16 protein-coding genes are annotated in these 16,811 nt (G+C 75.8%); 8 read left to right on the top strand and 8 right to left on the bottom strand.

The window, feature by feature from the left end:
* Positions 1-23: 23 nt before the first annotated feature.
* Positions 24-467 carry a type II 3-dehydroquinate dehydratase gene (gene aroQ / locus FMM08_RS11200; protein WP_147926447.1) on the top strand — a complete coding sequence of 148 codons (444 nt, stop codon included), beginning with the start codon at positions 24-26 and terminating at the stop codon, positions 465-467.
* 93 nt (positions 468-560) lie between these two features.
* Here aroQ and FMM08_RS11195 read toward each other — a convergent pair whose 3' ends face one another.
* From FMM08_RS11195 to FMM08_RS11180, 4 genes are all read right to left on the bottom strand, one after another.
* Positions 561-2,018: a dihydrolipoamide acetyltransferase family protein gene (locus FMM08_RS11195; protein ID WP_147926446.1), complete on the bottom strand. Its 1,458-nt coding sequence runs from the start codon at positions 2,016-2,018 to the stop codon at positions 561-563.
* 40 nt (positions 2,019-2,058) lie between these two features.
* Positions 2,059-3,138 (bottom strand): alpha-ketoacid dehydrogenase subunit beta, encoded by a 1,080-nt coding sequence (locus FMM08_RS11190; RefSeq protein WP_147926445.1) that lies wholly within the window; start codon positions 3,136-3,138, stop codon positions 2,059-2,061.
* Positions 3,135-4,286 carry a thiamine pyrophosphate-dependent dehydrogenase E1 component subunit alpha gene (locus FMM08_RS11185; protein ID WP_147926444.1) on the bottom strand — a complete coding sequence of 384 codons (1,152 nt, stop codon included), beginning with the start codon at positions 4,284-4,286 and terminating at the stop codon, positions 3,135-3,137. Before FMM08_RS11185 ends, FMM08_RS11190 begins: the two co-directional genes overlap by 4 nt.
* A gap of 97 nt (positions 4,287-4,383) precedes the next feature.
* Positions 4,384-5,520, bottom strand: coding sequence for a histidinol-phosphate transaminase (locus tag FMM08_RS11180; RefSeq protein ID WP_222710672.1), 1,137 nt, complete (start codon positions 5,518-5,520; stop codon positions 4,384-4,386).
* 96 nt (positions 5,521-5,616) lie between these two features.
* Here FMM08_RS11180 and FMM08_RS11175 point away from each other — a divergent pair, with 96 nt between their 5' ends.
* Positions 5,617-7,086, top strand: coding sequence for a sugar porter family MFS transporter (locus FMM08_RS11175; protein WP_147926443.1), 1,470 nt, complete (start codon positions 5,617-5,619; stop codon positions 7,084-7,086).
* 51 nt (positions 7,087-7,137) lie between these two features.
* Here FMM08_RS11175 and FMM08_RS11170 read toward each other — a convergent pair whose 3' ends face one another.
* Together FMM08_RS11170 and FMM08_RS11165 are read right to left on the bottom strand one after the other, a co-directional pair.
* Positions 7,138-8,724, bottom strand: a complete 1,587-nt coding sequence (locus tag FMM08_RS11170; RefSeq protein WP_147926442.1) for a hypothetical protein — start codon at positions 8,722-8,724, stop codon at positions 7,138-7,140.
* The gene (locus FMM08_RS11165; RefSeq protein ID WP_147926441.1) at positions 8,721-9,056 is read right to left on the bottom strand and encodes a hypothetical protein; all 336 of its coding nucleotides are present in this window, start codon (positions 9,054-9,056) and stop codon (positions 8,721-8,723) included. Before FMM08_RS11165 ends, FMM08_RS11170 begins: the two co-directional genes overlap by 4 nt.
* 121 nt (positions 9,057-9,177) lie before the next feature.
* On the opposite strand from FMM08_RS11165, the gene FMM08_RS11160 reads away from it, so the two are divergent.
* From FMM08_RS11160 to purB, 4 genes are all read left to right on the top strand, one after another.
* The gene (locus FMM08_RS11160; RefSeq protein ID WP_187279696.1) at positions 9,178-9,828 is read left to right on the top strand and encodes a glycosyltransferase; all 651 of its coding nucleotides are present in this window, start codon (positions 9,178-9,180) and stop codon (positions 9,826-9,828) included.
* Positions 9,825-10,484, top strand: a complete 660-nt coding sequence (locus FMM08_RS11155) for an MOSC domain-containing protein (RefSeq protein ID WP_255472285.1) — start codon at positions 9,825-9,827, stop codon at positions 10,482-10,484. Before FMM08_RS11160 ends, FMM08_RS11155 begins: the two co-directional genes overlap by 4 nt.
* Positions 10,485-10,619: 135 nt before the next feature.
* Entirely contained in the window at positions 10,620-11,567 is a 948-nt protein-coding gene (locus FMM08_RS11150) for a M23 family metallopeptidase (protein ID WP_147926439.1), read from the top strand.
* 94 nt (positions 11,568-11,661) lie between these two features.
* Positions 11,662-13,104 (top strand): adenylosuccinate lyase, encoded by a 1,443-nt coding sequence (purB, locus tag FMM08_RS11145; RefSeq protein ID WP_187279695.1) that lies wholly within the window; start codon positions 11,662-11,664, stop codon positions 13,102-13,104.
* A gap of 75 nt (positions 13,105-13,179) precedes the next feature.
* Here the strand turns inward: purB and FMM08_RS11140 are convergent, their stop codons facing one another.
* Both FMM08_RS11140 and FMM08_RS11135 read right to left on the bottom strand, forming a co-directional pair.
* Positions 13,180-14,151, bottom strand: a complete 972-nt coding sequence (locus tag FMM08_RS11140) for an aldo/keto reductase (RefSeq protein WP_147926438.1) — start codon at positions 14,149-14,151, stop codon at positions 13,180-13,182.
* Positions 14,152-14,207: 56 nt separating this feature from the next.
* Complete coding sequence (locus FMM08_RS11135) at positions 14,208-14,393, bottom strand: hypothetical protein (RefSeq protein ID WP_147926437.1); 186 nt, start codon at positions 14,391-14,393, stop codon at positions 14,208-14,210.
* A 22-nt stretch (positions 14,394-14,415) separates the two neighbouring features.
* Here FMM08_RS11135 and FMM08_RS11130 point away from each other — a divergent pair, with 22 nt between their 5' ends.
* The gene (locus FMM08_RS11130) at positions 14,416-15,246 is read left to right on the top strand and encodes a fructosamine kinase family protein (protein WP_147926436.1); all 831 of its coding nucleotides are present in this window, start codon (positions 14,416-14,418) and stop codon (positions 15,244-15,246) included.
* Between the two features lie 49 nt (positions 15,247-15,295).
* Positions 15,296-16,684 carry a cation:dicarboxylate symporter family transporter gene (locus FMM08_RS11125; RefSeq protein WP_147926435.1) on the top strand — a complete coding sequence of 463 codons (1,389 nt, stop codon included), beginning with the start codon at positions 15,296-15,298 and terminating at the stop codon, positions 16,682-16,684.
* Positions 16,685-16,811: the final 127 nt, after the last annotated feature.

Raw genomic sequence — 16,811 nt, 5'->3', positions numbered from 1 at the left:
TCACGGCTGGCACCCTAGGCGGCGTGACCGCACCCGTCTTCCTGCTCAACGGCCCCAACCTCGGACGCCTGGGCCTGCGCGAGCCCGCCGTCTACGGCGCGACGACGCTGCCGGAGATCGAGGCCCGGTGCACGGAGGTCGCGTCCCAGCTGGGTCTGGAGCTGACCTGCCGGCAGACCGACACCGAGGGCCAGATGATCGGCTGGGTCCACGAGGCCGCCGACCTCGGCGCCGGCGTGGTGCTCAACCCCGCGGGGTGGACCCACACGTCCGTGGCGCTGCGCGACGCGTGCGCCCAGCTGACCGCGCCCCTGGTGGAGGTGCACCTGACCAACGTGCACGCGCGGGAGCCGTTCCGGGCGCACTCCTACATCTCCCCCGTGGCCGCGGCCGTCGTCGCGGGCATGGGTCCGGAGGGCTACCTGGCGGCGCTGCGCTACCTCGCCGGCCGCCTCAGCACCGACTGACCACCCCCTCTTCTCGCACTTTCCGCGGAGAGTGCGAGAAGAAGGGCACGGGAAAGGCACTTTCCGCGGAAAGTGCGGGGAGGGCGGGGTCGGTCAGGCCCAGCGCAGGGCCGTGTCGGGCCGCTCGAGCACGCGCGCGACGTCGGCGAGGAACTTGGAGCCGAGGTCGCCGTCGACGAGGCGGTGGTCGAAGGAGACCGACAGCTCCACCACGTCGCGGGGCTTGACCTTCCCCTTGTGCACCCACGGCTTCTTGGCCACCTGGCCCACGCAGAGGATGGCGGCCTCGCCGGGGTTGAGGATCGGGGTGCCTGAGTCGACGCCGAAGACGCCGATGTTCGTGATCGACAGGGTGCTGCCCGACAGGTCGGCGGGCTGCGAGCGCCCAGCGCGCGCGGTGGAGACGAGGTCGCCGAGGGCGTGGGCGAGCTGCACCAGGGACATCTCGTGGGCGTCCTTGATGCTCGGCACGAGCAGGCCGCGCGGGGAGGCCACGGCGATGCCGAGGTTCACGTAGTGCTTGATGACGATCTCCTGCGCAAGCTCGTCCCAGCTGGCGTTGATGCCGGGGTGGCGCGCTGCCGCCAGGCACACGGCGCGGGCCACGAGCAGCAGCGGGGAGACGTGCACGTCGCGGAACTCCCGCTCGGCGCGGACGCGCTCGAGCATCTTCATGGAGCGCGTCACGTCCACCGTGACGAAGGCGGTGGCGTGGGGCGCGGTGAAGGCGCTGGCCACCATCTGGCGGGCCGTGGCGCGGCGCACGCCGCGCACGGGGATGCGGGTCTCGCGGTCCGACCCCGGCTCGGTGGAGGTGGTGTCGGCGGGCAGCTGGACCACCGCGAGGTCGTCGGGCCGCTGGCCGGCGGGCGCCTCGGGCAGGGCGCCGCGGGCGTCGACGAAGGCGCGCACGTCGTCGCGGGTGACCACGCCGCCGTCCCCGGTGGCGGTGACGCTGGCCAGGTCCACGCCGAGGTCGCGGGCCATGGCGCGCACCGGCGGCGAGGCGAGCGGCTTGTCCGAGGCGCCGCCCTGGCGGGGCGGGGCGGACGCCGTCTGGCCCGCGGGGCGCTGGCTGCGGACGGTGCGGCGGCGGCGCGCGGCGTGGCCGTGGGTGGCGGGCCTCACGCCGTAGCCGACGAGCACCGCCTCGCGCTCGACCTCGTGCTCGTGGTCGACGGCGGAGACGGGACCGCCCTCCAGGCCGGAACCGCCCTGGCCGGTGGGCGCCACGGGCGCGGGGCGGTGCGGGTGGTCCTGCACCGGCCGGCCGGCCTGCTCTGCGGGAGCAGCGGTCTCCACGGCGATGAGCGGGGTGCCGACGTCCACGGTGGTGCCCTCGGGCACCAGCAGGCCGACCACCCGGCCGGAGAACGGCGAGGGGAGCTCGACCAGGGACTTGGCGGTCTCGACCTCGACCACGGTGTCGCCGTCGGCCACGACGTCGCCCACGGCGACGCGCCAGCTGACGACCTCGGCCTCGGTGAGGCCCTCGCCGACGTCGGGCAGGAGGAAGTGCTGGGTGCTCGTGGTGCTCGTCGGGGTGGTCACGGACGCCTCCTCGAGGATGGTCACGGGATCAGGGCCTGGCTCAGGCGAGGACGCGGTCGACGGCGTCGAGCAGGCGCTCGGCGTCGGGCAGGTAGTGCTCCTCGATGCGCGCCGCCGGGTAGGGCACGGCGAAGCCGCCCACGCGCAGCACGGGCGCCTCGAGGGAGTGGAAGCAGCTCTCGGTGACGCGCGCGGCGACCTCCGCCCCCATGCCCAGGAACACCGGGGCCTCGTGGACGACGACGACGCGGCCGGTGCGCCGGGCGCTGGCCTCGACCACGCCGACGTCGAGCGGGGAGAGGCTGCGCAGGTCGACGACCTCCAGCTCCACGCCCTCCTCGGCGGCGGCCAGGGCGGCGTCGAGGGCCACCCGCACGGTGGGGCCGTAGGCGACCACGGTGACGGCGCCGCCCTCGGAGACGCGGGCGTCGCTGACGGGGCGGGCGACGCGGGCGCTGTGCAGGCCGGGGGCCGCGGCGAGCGCCTCGGCCGAGGTGTCGACGGAGCCCTTGTCCCAGTAGCGGCGCTTGGGCTCGAGCAGGACCACCGGGTCGGGCTGGGTCAGCGACTGCCGGAGCATCCAGTAGGCGTCCTGCGGGGTGGCCGGCGTGATGACCCGCAGGCCCGCGGTGTGGGCGAAGTAGGCCTCGGGCGACTCGCTGTGGTGCTCCACCGCGCCGATGCCCCCGCCGTAGGGGATCCGGACGACGACGGGCAGCTGCGCGGTCCCGGCGAGGCGGGCCGGCATCTTGGCCAGCTGGGTGACGATCTGGCTGAACGCGGGGTAGACGAACCCGTCGAACTGGATCTCGCAGACGGGCCGGTAGTCGCGCAGCGCCAGGCCGACGGCGGTGCCGAGGATGCTGGCCTCGGCGAGCGGGGTGTCGACCACGCGGTCCTCGCCGAAGGCCGCCTGCAGGCCGTCGGTGACGCGGAAGACGCCGCCGAGCCTGCCGATGTCCTCGCCCATCAGCAGGACCTTGTCGTCCGCGGCCATGGCGTCGTGCAGGGCGGCGGTGATGGCCTTGGCGAGGGTCAGGGTGGCGGTGCCCGATGCGGGCGCGGCACCGGCGGTCGCTCCCGCGCCGGCGGCGCCGGGACGGGTGGTGGTGGCGCTCATCGGGCCTCCTCCGGCTCGGTGGCCAGCCAGGTCTCCAGCCAGGCGCGCTCGGAGGCGACCAGCGGGTGCTCAGCGGCGTAGGCGTGGTCGAACATCGAGGTGGGGGCGGGGTCGGTCATCTCGCGGACCCCGCGGCGCACCCGGGCGCCGAGCTCGTCGGACTCCTCCCGGACGGCGGCGAAGAAGGCGTCGTCGGCGCCGTCGGTGGCGCGCAGGTGGGCCTCGACGCGGGTGAGCGGGTCCTTGGCGACCCAGGACTCCTCCTCCTCGCGGGTGCGGTAGCGCCCGGCGTCGTCGGAGGTGGTGTGCGCGTTCACGCGGTAGGTGACGGCCTCGACGAGGGTGGGGCCGGCGCCGCTGCGGGCGCGGTCGCCCGCAGCGCGCACGACCGCCTCGACGGCGAGGACGTCGTTGCCGTCGACCTGCACGCCGGGCATCCCGAAGCCCGCGGCCCGCGCGTGCAGCGGCGCTGCGCTCTGGCGCGAGGCGGGGGCGGAGATGGCCCAGCCGTTGTTCTGGCAGAAGAAGACCACCGGGGCGCTGAAGACGGCGGCCCAGCTGAGGGACTCGTTGACCTCGCCCTGGGAGCTGGCGCCGTCACCGAAGCACGCCATCACCGCGGTGTCGCGGCCGCGGTCTCCGGTGCCCACGAGGCCGTCCCGCTGGATCCCCATGGCGTAGCCGGTGGCGTGGGGCAGCTGGGCTCCGATGACCAGCGTGTACACGTGGAACGCGTGGGCGGCCGGGTCCCAGCCTCCGTGGCTGGCGCCGCGGTAGAGCTGCAGCACCTGCAGCGGGTCCACCCCGCGGACCCACGCGAGGCCGTGCTCGCGGTACGTGGGGAAGACGTGGTCGTGACGGGCCAGGCCGTGCCCGGCGCCGATCTGGGCGGCCTCCTGGCCGGTGCAGCTGGCCCACAGGGCCAGCTCGCCCTGGCGCTGCAGCGCGGTCGCCTCGACGTCGAAGCGGCGCACCAGCGCCATGTCGCGGTAGCGGGCGCGCAGCTGCTCGGCGCCGACCTCGGCGACGAGGGCTGCGTACTCCTCGACGTCGGGGTGCTCGTGCTCACCGGTCGGCTGGCTGCGCCGCACCCCGGCGGGGCTGAGCAGCTGGACCGGCGCCTGCGGCGCGGGGGCGACGGGGGGCACGCGACCTCCTGTGCTGGACTACCTACGGGACCGTACCTTACGGTCCCGTAGGTCTCCTGCGGAAGCGCCGCGCGCCACCCTCCTCCCCGTGCCCCCCTCAGCCCACCCGGTCGGGGCTCCAGCGCTGCAGGAAGGCCCCGCACACCTCCAGGAGGACGTCGTCCGCGGGGACGTCACCCACCGTCGCGCGGACGCCGTCGCTGCCGTACCCGCGCACCGACAGGCCGGCGTCGGAGCAGGCGGCCACGAGGTCCGGGGTGGAGCTGCCCACCGGCAGGTAGACGAAGTTGGCCTCCGAGCGCGGGATCCGCCAGCCCTGGCGCGCCAGCTCGGAGGCCACCCGCTCCCTCTCGTCGACGATGGCGTCCACGCGCTCCATGAGGGCGTCCGCCTGCTGCAGCGACGCGACGGCCGCCAGCTGGGCGATGCCCGAGACGCCGAAGGGCACCGCAGCGCGGCGCAGCGCGTCGGCGACGGGCTCGTGCGCCACCGCGTAGCCGACCCTCAGGCCCGCGAGCCCGTACGCCTTCGAGAAGGTGCGCAGCACCATGACGTTCGGGTGGGCGCGGTGGACGGCCAGCCCGTCGACGGCGGTGGGGTCGCGCACGAACTCCAGGTAGGCCTCGTCCACCACCACGAGCACGTCCCGCGGCACGCGGGCGAGGAACGCCTCCAGCTCCTGGGCGCCCACCACCGGACCGGTGGGGTTGTTCGGCGTGCAGACCAGCACGAGGCGGGTCCGCTCGGTGATGGCGTCGGCCATCGCGCCGAGGTCGTGGCGGCCGGCGCCGTCCAGCGGGACGGGCACCGGCGTCGCGCCGGACAGCCCGACGACGATCGGGTAGGCCTCGAAGGAGCGCCACGCGAAGACCACCTCGTCACCGGCCTCGCAGACCGCCTGCAGCACGGCCCCGAGCACGCCGACGCTGCCCGTGCCGGGCACCACGCGCGCCGCGGGCACGTCGAGGTGCTCGGCGAGGGCGTGGACCAGGTCCGCCGAGCCCATGTCGGGATAGCGGTTCAGCTCCGCTGCGGCCCGCTGCACCACCTCGAGCACGGCCGGCAGCGGCGGGTACGGGTTCTCGTTGGAGGAGATCTTGTACGAGGCGCCCCCGGGGCCTGAGGGCGCGGGCCGGCCGGGCAGGTAGCCGGGCAGGGCGCTGACCGCTGCGCGCACGCGCGGAGACACCGCCACGGGCGAGGAGGACGAGGACGACGACGGCGGGCTGCTCACGCGCGCCACGGTAGGCCGCGCAGACCGCCACCCGGGAGGGCGATCACGAGAGGTCTCGGCGTGCGAGGCGCCTGCGGCAGGAGGAGGGTGCCCGGGGTGAGCAGCACGACGCAGCGCAGCGGCGGGGGGTCCCCCGCGGGCGGGGAGAAGACCACCGGCAAGGTCATCGCCATCGCCGTGGTGGCGGCCGTGGGCGGCTTCCTCTTCGGGTTCGACTCCTCCGTGGTCAACGGTGCCGTCGACGCCCTCGCCGCGCAGTTCAGCATCGGCGCCCTGCTCAAGGGCTTCACGGTCTCGTGCGCGCTCCTCGGCGCGGCCGTGGGCGCGTGGTTCGCCGGCCCGCTGGCCGACAAGTTCGGCCGCACGCGCGTCATGGTCATCGCTGCCGCGATCTTCGCCGTCAGCGCCATCGGCTCCGGCCTGGCGTTCGCCGTGTGGGACCTCATCCTGTGGCGGGCCGTCGGAGGCGTGGGCATCGGCGCCGCGTCGGTGATCGCCCCCGCCTACATCGCCGAGGTCTCCCCGGCCGCCATCCGCGGCAGGCTCGGCTCCCTGCAGCAGTTCGCCATCACCGTCGGCATCCTGTCGGCCCTGGTCTCCAACGCGCTGCTGGCCGGTGCCGCCAGCGGGGCCGGCGAGGACTTCTGGCTCGGCCTGCCCGCCTGGCGCTGGATGTTCCTCGTCGGCGTCATCCCCGCCGTGGTCTGGGCCGGTCTGGCGCTCGCGGTGCCGGAGTCACCGCGCTACCTCGTGGCCAAGGGGCGCCAGGAGGAGGCCGGGCGGGTGCTGGCCAGCATCCAGGGCCTCAAGGACCGCGGGCTGGTGAAGCGGCGCATCGCCGAGATCGCCAAGCACCTGGCCGCCGAGCGCGAGCCGTCGCTGCGCGACCTGCGGGGCCCGCGCCTGGGCCTGAAGCCCATCGTCTGGGTCGGCATCCTGCTGTCCGTCTTCCAGCAGGCGGTCGGCATCAACGTGATCTTCTACTACTCCACCTCGCTGTGGAGCTCGGTCGGGTTCGACGAGCAGCAGTCCGGCCTGTTCTCGGTCATCACGGCCATCACCAACGTGCTCGTGACGCTCATCGCCATCGCCCTGGTCGACAAGGTGGGGCGCCGTCCCATGCTGCTGGCCGGCTCCCTGGGCATGACCGTGTCGCTGGGCGCCATGGCCCTCGCCTTCACGCAGGGCACCGCGAACGGCCAGGACCTCTCCCTGCCGGCTCCGTGGGGCCCGGTGGCACTGGTGGCGGCCAACCTCTTCATCGTCTCGTTCGGCATCACGTGGGGCCCGATCGTCTGGGTGCTGCTCGGCGAGATGTTCCCCGGTCGCATCCGCGCTGCCGCCCTGTCGGTGGCCGCCGCGGCCCAGTGGATCGCGAACTTCGTCATCAGCACGACCTTCCCGCCGCTGGCGGAGGTCGGGCTGCCGCTGGCGTACGGCCTCTACACGGTGCTGGCCCTGCTGTCGTTCTTCTTCGTCCTCAGGGCGGTGCCCGAGACGAAGGGCCGCGAGCTGGAGGACATGGACGACCTGCGCGTGGAGCGCCGCGAGCGCGCTCGCGCCTGACCGCGGGCCGTCCGGGCCGGCCGGCTTGTCCGGGCCGTCCGGGCCGGCGCCTCACCGGTCCACCCGGGTCGCCGCCACCTCGGTGACCGTGGTGCTGTCGCCCGGCTGGGAGAAGAACTGCCCCACGGCTGCCCGGACGGCGGTCAGCGAGGCGTCGTCGGAGGCGTCGACCGCCTCCGCGAGCACCGCGTAGCCCTGCACCTCGTGGGCGCCCAGCTGGCCGGGCGTGGGTGCCGTGACGGTGACCTGGTTGCTCCGGAGCGAGGTGTTCTCGACGCCCTCGAGCTTGGGCACCAGGTCCTCGTCGTGCTCCAGGGAGAGCGCCTGGACGTCGGGGGGCAGGTCGACGTTCCCGATGGGCGAGCCCGCGGTGACCAGCCCCTGCACGTCGAACCGGGCCCGCAGGGCGGGGTCGGCGGCCAGCTGCGCCGCCGTGATGCCGCCCAGGCTGTAGCCGGCGAGCATGACGGGCTCGTCGGCCTCCACGCCGGCGTCCTCCACGGCCTTCACGACCGCGTCCGTGAAGGCGGAGGGCTCACCGGCCATCCCCAGCGCGATCGCGTCCCAGGACGCGGGGTTGGTGGACCCCGACGACCAGTCCTTCGTGCCGGGCAGGTACACGATCGTCGAACGGCTGCCGTCGGCGTGGACCGTCCGCTCCACGCGGATGCGGAGCTCGGACCGGGGGGCCTCGTGCGCGTCTTCGAGGCGTCGGAGGACGTCGCCGACACCTGTGGGCGCCCCAGCAGCGGCGACCTCCGCTGGCAGGGGGCGCGGGGTCACGACGGTCCTCGTGCTGGCTCCGATGCCACGGTCGGCGCCGGACGACGACGCACGGGACATGAGGAGCGGTGCCGCCGGGACCAGCAGCGCCGCGGGCCCGGCGAGGGCACCGGCCAGCGCGCCGAAGAACGGCTCCTCCGCCGGCCCGATGAAGCGGCCGAGGACCGTCAGCCCGTCCGGGTGCTGCTCGGCCTCGGGGACCACCGGCGCGCCTGCGCCCGGCAGTGCCGGCACCGGAGCACCGGGCACCGGCACCAGCTGCGGATCGGCGGTGGCGGGCAACGACCCGGTGAGCCCGGGGAGAGCAGGAGCGGAGGAGGGCACCGCCCCGCTCGGCGGACCGAGCGCGACGCCCGGACCCGGCGGCGGCAGCTGCTGCACCGCGGACGGGGCGCCCGGGGCGGGCACCTCGGCCCCGCCGCCGCCCGGTGGCTCGCGCCGCCACGCCGAGGTGTTCTCGGTCACGACCCACCCCAGCACGGGGATGACGGGGCTCACGAGCCCCACCGCTGCCCCGAACGCGGCCCACCGGTTCCGGTCGGCCTCGTCCGCGGTCCGGTACCCGGCGAGGCAGACCGCCACCAGCTGGGCGAGGCCCTCGGTGCTCTCAGCGACCTGCTGCAGCTCCTGGTGCGCAGCCACCAGGCCGCCTTCGAGCGCGAGCACGGCTCCGGGGTCCGCCAGGACGCCGTCGAGGCCCTGGAGCAGGCTCTTCCCCCGGTGCAGGTCTGCACCGGCCTCGCGCAGGTCCGCGGCGCTGTGGTGGAGGCGGGTCGCGGCGTGGTCGAGGTCCTCCAGCTCGACCGCCGTGCCACCCGCCCCACCTGAGACCCGGAGGCCCTCGTCAGCGCTCACGACGCCCACCCGGCGGCGGAGCGCACCGCGTCGCCCGCGGCAGCCCGTCGGGCTGCGCCGTCGGCGAGGTCGGACAGCTCTCCGGCGAGGCGCTCCAGCCGCAGCGCTCTCACCGCGACGAGCCCGACGAAGGCCGTCGCGGCGAGCCCGTGCCAGTCCAGCGCGAGCAGCCCGCGGTGCACGGCCGCCTGGGCCTCGACCGTCGAGGCGGCGGTCCGCAGGCGCGCGGCCAGCTGCGCGAGCGCCTCGCTCGGCGCCGCGAGGGCGCGGAGGTCGTCTCCGAGGTCGCGGTAGCCGCTGGTGCACCCGGCGGTGGGTGTGGTCTGGGGCACCCGTCGATGGTCCTGGCGCACCGGCCCGCAGCCGAGCGCCGCGGACCGCGCCTGTGGACGACGCGCCCCCGACCAGCACCTGTGGGCGCACGACGTGCTGGGCGACGTACCGTCGGACCTCGTGGAGAGCGTGCACGACGCCGCGAGGGACCTGGAGCCGACCTTCGCCTGCTCCCCGCCGCCCGGCACGGCCCGCGTCGACGCGGTGCTCGCCGCAGCGCGGGGCCGCGCGCCGGACTGGGTGCTGGCCCGCCTGCCCGAGGGCTACCGCGGGGTGGTCGCGCCCCTCGACGGGCACGCCCCGGACGGGCTCGAGGCGGCCTGGGCCGCGGGCCTGGAGCGCACCACGGCGCCGGTGGTCGCGCTCATGGACGGCCGCAGCGGGGTCGACCCGCGAGAGCTGGAGCGGCTCGCGGAGCCGGTGGCGCGCGGCAGCGCCGACCTCGTGGTGGCCGTCCGCCGCCGGGCGTGGGACCCCACCGCGCTGTGGCGGTGGCCGCTGCACCGACGGCTCCTCGACGGCGCGGCCGCCCGCCGGATGGACCGGCGCCTGACCGAGCTGGCCGCACGGAGCGGGACCCCGGGGCCCTGCGACACCACCGGCCGACCGCTGCGCCTGGGCGACGCCGTTCCGGCGCTGGCCGCCCGCCGCCAGCTGCTGGCCGCCGTCGACGGCTCGGCGCCCGAGCAGCTGCTGGCGGCCGCGGCCGCCGAGGGCTGGCGCGTGGCGCAGGTGCCCGTGCGCTGCGGGCCGGGCCCGCTGCACCGGTGACCGCGCCCGCACCGGTGACGGCCTCGGAGCAGGCGCTGGCGCTGCTGGTCCACCGGACGCCGGTGGAGGTCCTCCACCTGCTGGTCTCACCGGTGCACCGGTACTTCGGCCGCCCGAAGGACGGTCCGCTCCCCTTCGACACCGACGAGCACCAGGGCGACGGCGGCGCGACCGGACCCGCGTCGGAGGACCGCGAGAGCGCCGACGTGGTCGCCGGACGCGGGATCGTCGGTGACAGGTTCTTCGGCAAGGCCGCCCACATGGACGCCGCCGTGACGCTGCTCGCGGTGGAGGCCCTGGAAGCCGTGGCCGCGCAGCTCGGCGCCGTCCCCTTCGACCCGCTCCTGGCGAGGCGGAACGTCGTGCTGCGCGGCGCCGAGCTGGAGCCGCTGCGGGGGCGGACCTTCGCGCTGGACTGCGGAGGGGGTCCGGTGCTCCTGGCGGGTCGCCGTCCTGCCGCGCCGTGCGCGTGGATGGACCGCCAGCTGGCCCCCGGAGCGCACGCGGCGCTGCGCGGTCGGGGCGGGCTGCGCTGCGAGCCCCTCGGGTCGGGGCGGCTGCACCGCGGCGCGGCCGTCCTGCTCTCCGACGTCCCGCTCGAGCCGGCGCGCGCCGGCGAGGCGGTGCTGCCGCGCGGGGGCCGTCGGCTCCCCTGACCCGCACCCGCACCCGCAGCAGAGCGGCGGCGCCTCCCACCGCCACCGGAGGGCTCTGGCGGCGGTCCGGTGTTCCCCGTGGACCCACCGGCGTGGCGCCGCAGATCCGGCGCCCCGCGTGCCTAGCGTGCTCGAGTGACCGCACTGCCGGACATCCCGCACCCCTCGCGCTCCCTGCTGGACGAGCTGGTGCTGCTGGAAGGCGGCGCCCAGGCGCCCTCCCAGGGCGGGGAGCGGTCGAGCGCGACCCTGGAGCTGGTGACGTCGCCGGCGCGCACCCCGCTGGCCGTCCGCGCCTGCGCGCGGGTCCGCGGTGCGGCCGGTCTGGCGGGCGCGGGTCTGGTGGCCGCCGGTGCTGCGCTGCACCTGCTGCCGCTGCCGTGGCCCCAGCTGGCCGGCGACGGCGCCACGGTCATCGGGCTGGCCGGTGTCTCGCTGGTGGCCCTGGCGTCGCTGCTGTCCGTGCTGGCACCGCGGGGGCGCTGGTCGTCCCTGCAGCTGGTGGCCGCCCCCCTCGCGGGCAGCTGCGTGGAGGCCGACGACTCCGGCTCCACCGGCCCCGGCTCCTACGGCCGGGCGCACGCCGTGGGCCTGGTCCTCGACGTCGCCGTCCCCGACCCGGCCGCCGTTCCCGTGCCGGGCCGCCGCGCCGCGCTGGCCCGCCGCCTCGGCCTGCTGCCCGTGGGCGACGCCGCGACGTTCGGCGAGCCGGTGCTGGCCCCCGCCGACGCCACCGTGCTGCGCGTGGTCGAGGGAGCGCGTGACCACGCCTGCCGCCAGAGCCGGCTGGCCCGCGCCTGCGGCGGGCTGCTGGACGCGGCGCGCGAGCTGGTCGGCACCCGCGCGGTGCTCGGCAACCACGTGGTCCTGGACTGCGGCGGCGGCCGCTACGCCGTCCTGCCGCACCTGCAGCGCCGCTCCGTGCGGGTCAGCCCCGGAGACCGGGTGCTGCCCGGCCAGGTGGTCGGGTCGGTCGGCTGCTCCGGCGCCGTCCCCGAGCCCCAGGCCCAGCTGCTCCTCGTGGACACCCCGCACCTGCGCATGGCCGCCGGGATCCCGGTGCGCGTGGCCCCCGCCGCCTGAGGACGACGACGAGGCGCGCAGCCGCCCAGCCGCACTCCGCACCCCCGCGCCACCTGGCGCGGGGGTGCTCTCGCGCCTGGGAGGATGAGGCTCCGTGAGCACCCCCACGCCTGCTGCTGCACCGTCGTCGTCCTCGCAGCCGTCGCAGCCGTCGTCCCTGGCCGAGGCCGGCTACGCCCTCGGCGCGCTCGACGGCCGCTACCGCGCCGCGGTCTCCCCGCTCGTGGAGCACCTGTCGGAGGCGGCCCTCAACCGCGAGCGGCTGCGCGTCGAGGTCGAGTGGCTGGTCCACCTGACCGCCACCGGCGCTGTGCCCGGGGCGCGGCGCCTCACCGACGCCGAGGTCGCCTCCGTGCGCGCCCTGGTCGACGGGTTCGGCCCCGCCGTCGTGGAGGAGATGGCGACCATCGAGCGCGAGACGGTGCACGACGTCAAGGCCGTGGAGGTGTGGCTGCGGCGCCAGCTGGCCGCCGGGTCGGCCGCAGACCTCGTCGAGCTGGTGCACTTCTGCCTCACCAGCGAGGACGTCAACAACCTCTCCTACGCGCTCATGGTGCGCGGCGCCGTCCAGCAGGTGTGGCTGCCCGCCGCGCGGTCCCTGCACGCCCAGCTGGTCCAGATGGCCCACGACGCCGCCGGGGCCGCCGCCCTGGCCCGCACCCACGGCCAGCCCGCCACCCCCACGACGCTGGGCAAGGAGCTCGCGGTGACCGCAGCCCGCCTGGACCGGCAGCTGCGCCGCGTGGAGCGCGCCGACTTCCTCGGCAAGCTCAACGGCGCGACCGGCACGTACGCGGCGCACGTGGTCGCCGTCCCCACCACGGACTGGCAGGAGGTCTCCCGCACCTTCGTGGAGGGCCTGGGCCTGCAGTGGAACCCGCTCACCACCCAGATCGAGAGCCACGACTGGCAGGCGGAGCTGTACAGCGACGTCGCCCGGTTCAACCGGGTCCTGCACGACCTGTGCACCGACGTGTGGAGCTACATCTCGCTGGGCTACTTCGCCCAGGTGCGCGGCCAGGGCACGGTCGGCTCCAGCACCATGCCGCACAAGGTCAACCCGATCCGGTTCGAGAACGCCGAGGCCAACCTCGAGGTCTCCAGCGCCCTGCTCGACGTCCTCGCCTCCACGCTGGTGACCTCCCGCCTGCAGCGCGACCTCACCGACTCCTCGATGCAGCGCAACATCGGCACCGCCTTCGGGCACTCGCTGCTGGCGCTGGACAACGTCCGCAAGGGCCTGGCCGGCCTGGACGTCGACCACGCCGCCCTCGCGCGCGACCTCGACGCCAACTGGGAGGTGCTCGGCGAGGCCGTGCAGTCCGTCATGCGCGCGGCGTCGGTCGCGGGCGTGCCCGGCATGGACGACCCCTACTCCCGCCTCAAGGAGCTCACCCGCGGCCGCCGGGTGGACGCCGAGGGCATGCGCGCCTTCGTGTCCGGGCTGGGCCTGCCCGACGACGCCCGCGACCGCCTGCTGGCCCTCACCCCGGGCACCTACACCGGCATCGCCGAGCAGCTCGCGCGCACGGTCTGACCCTCCGCCCGACCACCGCTGCGCGAGCGGCGACGGCCCCGCACCCGTGAGGGTGCGGGGCCGTCGTCGTCCACCTCAGAGACCGGCGGTGGTGATGCTCTCCAGCTCGTCGGCGGACAGCTCCACGGCGGTCACGGCGAGCAGGGCGGGCAGCTGCTCGGGCGTGCGCGCCGAGGCGATCGGCACCGCGCCCTGGGCGCGCAGCCAGGCCAGCGCCACCGTGCCCAGCTCCGCCCCGCGCGCCTGCGCGACAGCGCGGACGGCGTCGAGCACCGCCCAGCTGCGCTCGTCGCCGAAGCGCTTCCCGACGCCCTCGGCGCGCACGGACTCGGGCACCTCGCCGCCGCGCGAGTACTTGCCGGTCAGGAAGCCCGAGGCGAGCGCGCCGTAGGGCAGGGCCAGCAGCCCGTGGCGGCGGCAGGCGTCGACGACGGCGGGGTCGGTGCGCGTGACGGCGCTGCCGGCGTTCTGCACGGCGACGGGGCCGGGCAGCCCGGCCTCCTGCGCAGCGGCCACGGCGGCGTCGATGCGCTCGGCGCTCCAGTTGCTCACCGCCCAGGCGCGGGCGCGGCCGCTGGTGACGGTGGCGGCGAAGGCCCGCACGACCTCCTCGACGGGGCGCTCGGGCTGGTCGCGGTGGGCGTAGTAGAGGGCCACGGAGTCGAGCCCGAGGCGGCCCAGGGAGGCGTCGAGGGCCTCGTCGACGGCGGAGGGCGACAGCTGGGCGCCCTCGGCGGCCCCGGTCTTGGTGGCCACCTGGACGGCGCCGCCGCCGGGGTGGCGGCCGCCGAGCCAGCGGCCGATGACGGCCTCGCTCTCCCCGCCCGTGTGCCCGGGCACCCAGGCGGAGTAGACGTCGGCGGTGTCCACGAGGTTGCCCCCGGCCTCGGCGTAGGCGTCGAGGACCGCGTGGGAGGCCTGCTCGTCGGCGCTCCAGCCGAAGACGTTGCCGCCGAGGCAGAGCGGGTGCAGGTCGATGCCGGTGTCACCGAGGGGCACCGCACCGGTGCCCGCAGCGGTCGTGCTCGTGCTGGGGAGGCTGGTCATGACCGGGACCTACCCCGCGAGCACCGCCGGGACACCTCCCCGGTGCGCGGGTCTCCTCAGCGGCGGGGGCGCTCCTGGCCGGGCGGCACGACCTGGTCCCAGCCCTTGAGCACGGGCTCGCGCAGGTGCTTCTTCGGACCCTCGCGGCGCTCCTTGGAGGCGGCGCGGGCCACGAGCGCGAGGAACAGCGCGATGACGATGATCGTGCCCCACAGGACGAACCCCACGATGCCGGTGCTCACCCCTCCACGGTAAGACCGCGGGATGAGTGCGCCAGACCACGGACCCGGCCCCGGCTGGGCCACCGCCGACCCGTTCGTGAAGTCGCGCGCCGGTGCGCCGGAGGGCTTCTTCGCCGCCGAGGCCGCCGGACTGGCGTGGCTGGCGGGGGCGAGGCCCTCCGGCGGTGCGCTCGTGCCGCCGGTCCTGGAGGTGGCCCGCGAGCGGATCGTCCTGCCGAGGGTCGAGCAGGTCGACCCCGCGCCGCAGGTGGCCGAGGCGTTCGGGCGGGAGCTGGCCGCCACGCACGCCGCCGGAGCGCCCCACCACGGGGCTCCGCCCGCGCGGTGGCGCGGTGACGGCTGGGTCGGGACGGCGCCGCTGCGCCACCTGCTCGACGCACCCGCGACCTCCGCCGGGGCGAGCTGGGGCGCCTTCTTCGCCCGCTGCCGGCTGGCTCCGCACCTGGCGGCCGCACGGGACGCCGGTGCCGTCGACGACGACGCGCGCGCCGTGGAGCGCCTCTGCGCGCGCCTGGAGGACGGCGCGGCCGAGGACGGGCGCCCACCGGCGCGGCTGCACGGAGACCTGTGGGCCGGCAACGCGCTGTGGACCGCTGCCGGCGTCGTCCTGGTCGACCCGGCCGCCCACGGAGGTCACGCGGAGACGGACCTGGCGATGCTCGCCCTGTTCGGCCTGCCGCACCTCGAGCGCGTGCTGGCCGCCTACGACGAGGCGGCGCCGCTCGCCGACGGCTGGCGCGACCGGGTGCCGCTGCACCAGGTCCACCCGCTGCTCGTGCACGCGCAGCTGTTCGGCGGGTCCTGCGGGGCAGCCGCCGGGAGCGCGGCCCGCGCCGCGCTGTCCGTGCTCTGAGGCCTGCTCGACGGGCGGGGCGGCCCACCCGGGACTAGCGTCCGGCGGCGTGTCGACGTCGACAGCACCTGCTCAGCCCGGCTCCCCTCGTCGTGCGCGGCGGGACAGGTCGCACTGGCTCTACATCGCGGTCATCGCGGCGGTGGTGCTCGGCGCCCTCGTGGGCGGTCTCGCGCCGGGCGTCGGAAGCTCCCTGTCGGTGCTGGGGGACGCCTTCGTCCGGCTCATCACCATGATGATCTCGCCGGTCATCTTCTGCACCATCGTGCTGGGCATCGGGTCGGTGCGCGCCGCGGCCACGGTCGGCAAGGTCGGCGTCCTGGCCCTGGGGTACTTCCTGGCGATGTCGACGCTGGCCCTGGCCATCGGCCTGGTGGTCGGCAACTTCGTGCACCCCGGCGACGGGCTGGACCTCAGCGGGGCCAGGGGCTACGAGCCGCCCGCCGGTGAGGCCGAGGAGGGCGGGTTCCTCCTCAACCTCATCCCCACCACGCTCGTCTCGCCGCTCGTGCAGGAGCAGGTGCTGTCGACGCTCTTCGTGGCGCTGCTCGTGGGCTTCGCCATCCAGTCCCTCGGCGGCAGCGCGGGCGAGGCGGCGCTGCGCGGCATCGGGGTGTTCCAGAAGGTGGTCTTCAAGGTCCTCGCGATGATCATGTGGGTGGCGCCCATCGGCGCCTTCGGCGCCATCGCCGGAGTGGTCGCCGACACCGGCTGGGAGGCGCTGCTGGGGCTGCTGCGCATCATGCTGGCGTTCTACGCGACCTGCGCGATCTTCGTGTTCCTCGTGCTCGGCACCGTGCTGCGGCTGGCCACCGGCCTGAACGTCTTCAGCCTGCTGAAGTACCTCGGCCGCGAGTTCCTGCTCATCGTCTCCACGTCCTCCTCCGAGACCGCGCTGCCCCGCCTGATCGCCAAGATGGAGCACCTGGGCGTGGCCCGTCCGGTGGTCGGGATCGTCGTGCCGACCGGCTACTCCTTCAACCTCGACGGCACCGCGATCTACCTGACCATGGCCTCGATCTTCATCGCCGAGGCGACCGGTCAGCCGCTCAGCATCCCCGAGCAGATCAGCCTGCTCGTCTTCATGATCATCGCCTCGAAGGGCGCTGCCGGTGTCACCGGCGCCGGGCTGGCCACGCTGGCGGCCGGGCTGCAGAGCCACCGGCCCGAGCTGGTGGGCGGCGTCGGGCTGATCGTGGGCATCGACAGGTTCATGTCGGAGGCCCGCGCGGTGACCAACTTCGCCGGCAACGCGATCGCCACGGTGCTCATCGGCCACTGGACGGGCCAGGTCGACCACGGGCGCGTCAAGGACGTGCTCGCCGGGAGGACGCCGTTCGACGAGGCGACGATGGTCGACGACGGCCACGGCGGCGGGGCTCCCGAGCCCGCCGTGGAACCGGCCCGGGGCTCCGCCGCCGACGCCACCGGCCGCTGACACCGGCTCCGGCGCTCCCAGCGGGCTCCCAGCGCGCGCACGGACACTGGGCGCCGTGACGCAGGTGGAGCGAAGCGGAGCCGCCGGCTCCCCCGATGACGCCCTGACCGCCGTGAGCACCCGAGCA

Origin of the sequence: Quadrisphaera setariae (assembly GCF_008041935.1) — a bacterium.
Taxonomy (GTDB): Bacteria; Actinomycetota; Actinomycetes; order Actinomycetales; family Quadrisphaeraceae; genus Quadrisphaera; species Quadrisphaera setariae.
The sequence above is the reverse complement of the archived record's forward strand: the minus strand, read 5'-3'. Positions and strand labels throughout refer to the sequence as shown.

What these genes read in the sequence shown, in the direction of transcription:
- FMM08_RS11190 (WP_147926445.1), bottom strand. Translation starts at nt 3,138, where the DNA reads ATGAGCGCCACCACCACCCGTCCCGGCGCCGCCGGCGCGGGAGCGACC.
- FMM08_RS11140 (WP_147926438.1), bottom strand. Translation starts at nt 14,151, where the DNA reads ATGACCAGCCTCCCCAGCACGAGCACGACCGCTGCGGGCACCGGTGCG.
- FMM08_RS11130 (WP_147926436.1), top strand. Translation starts at nt 14,416, where the DNA reads ATGAGTGCGCCAGACCACGGACCCGGCCCCGGCTGGGCCACCGCCGAC.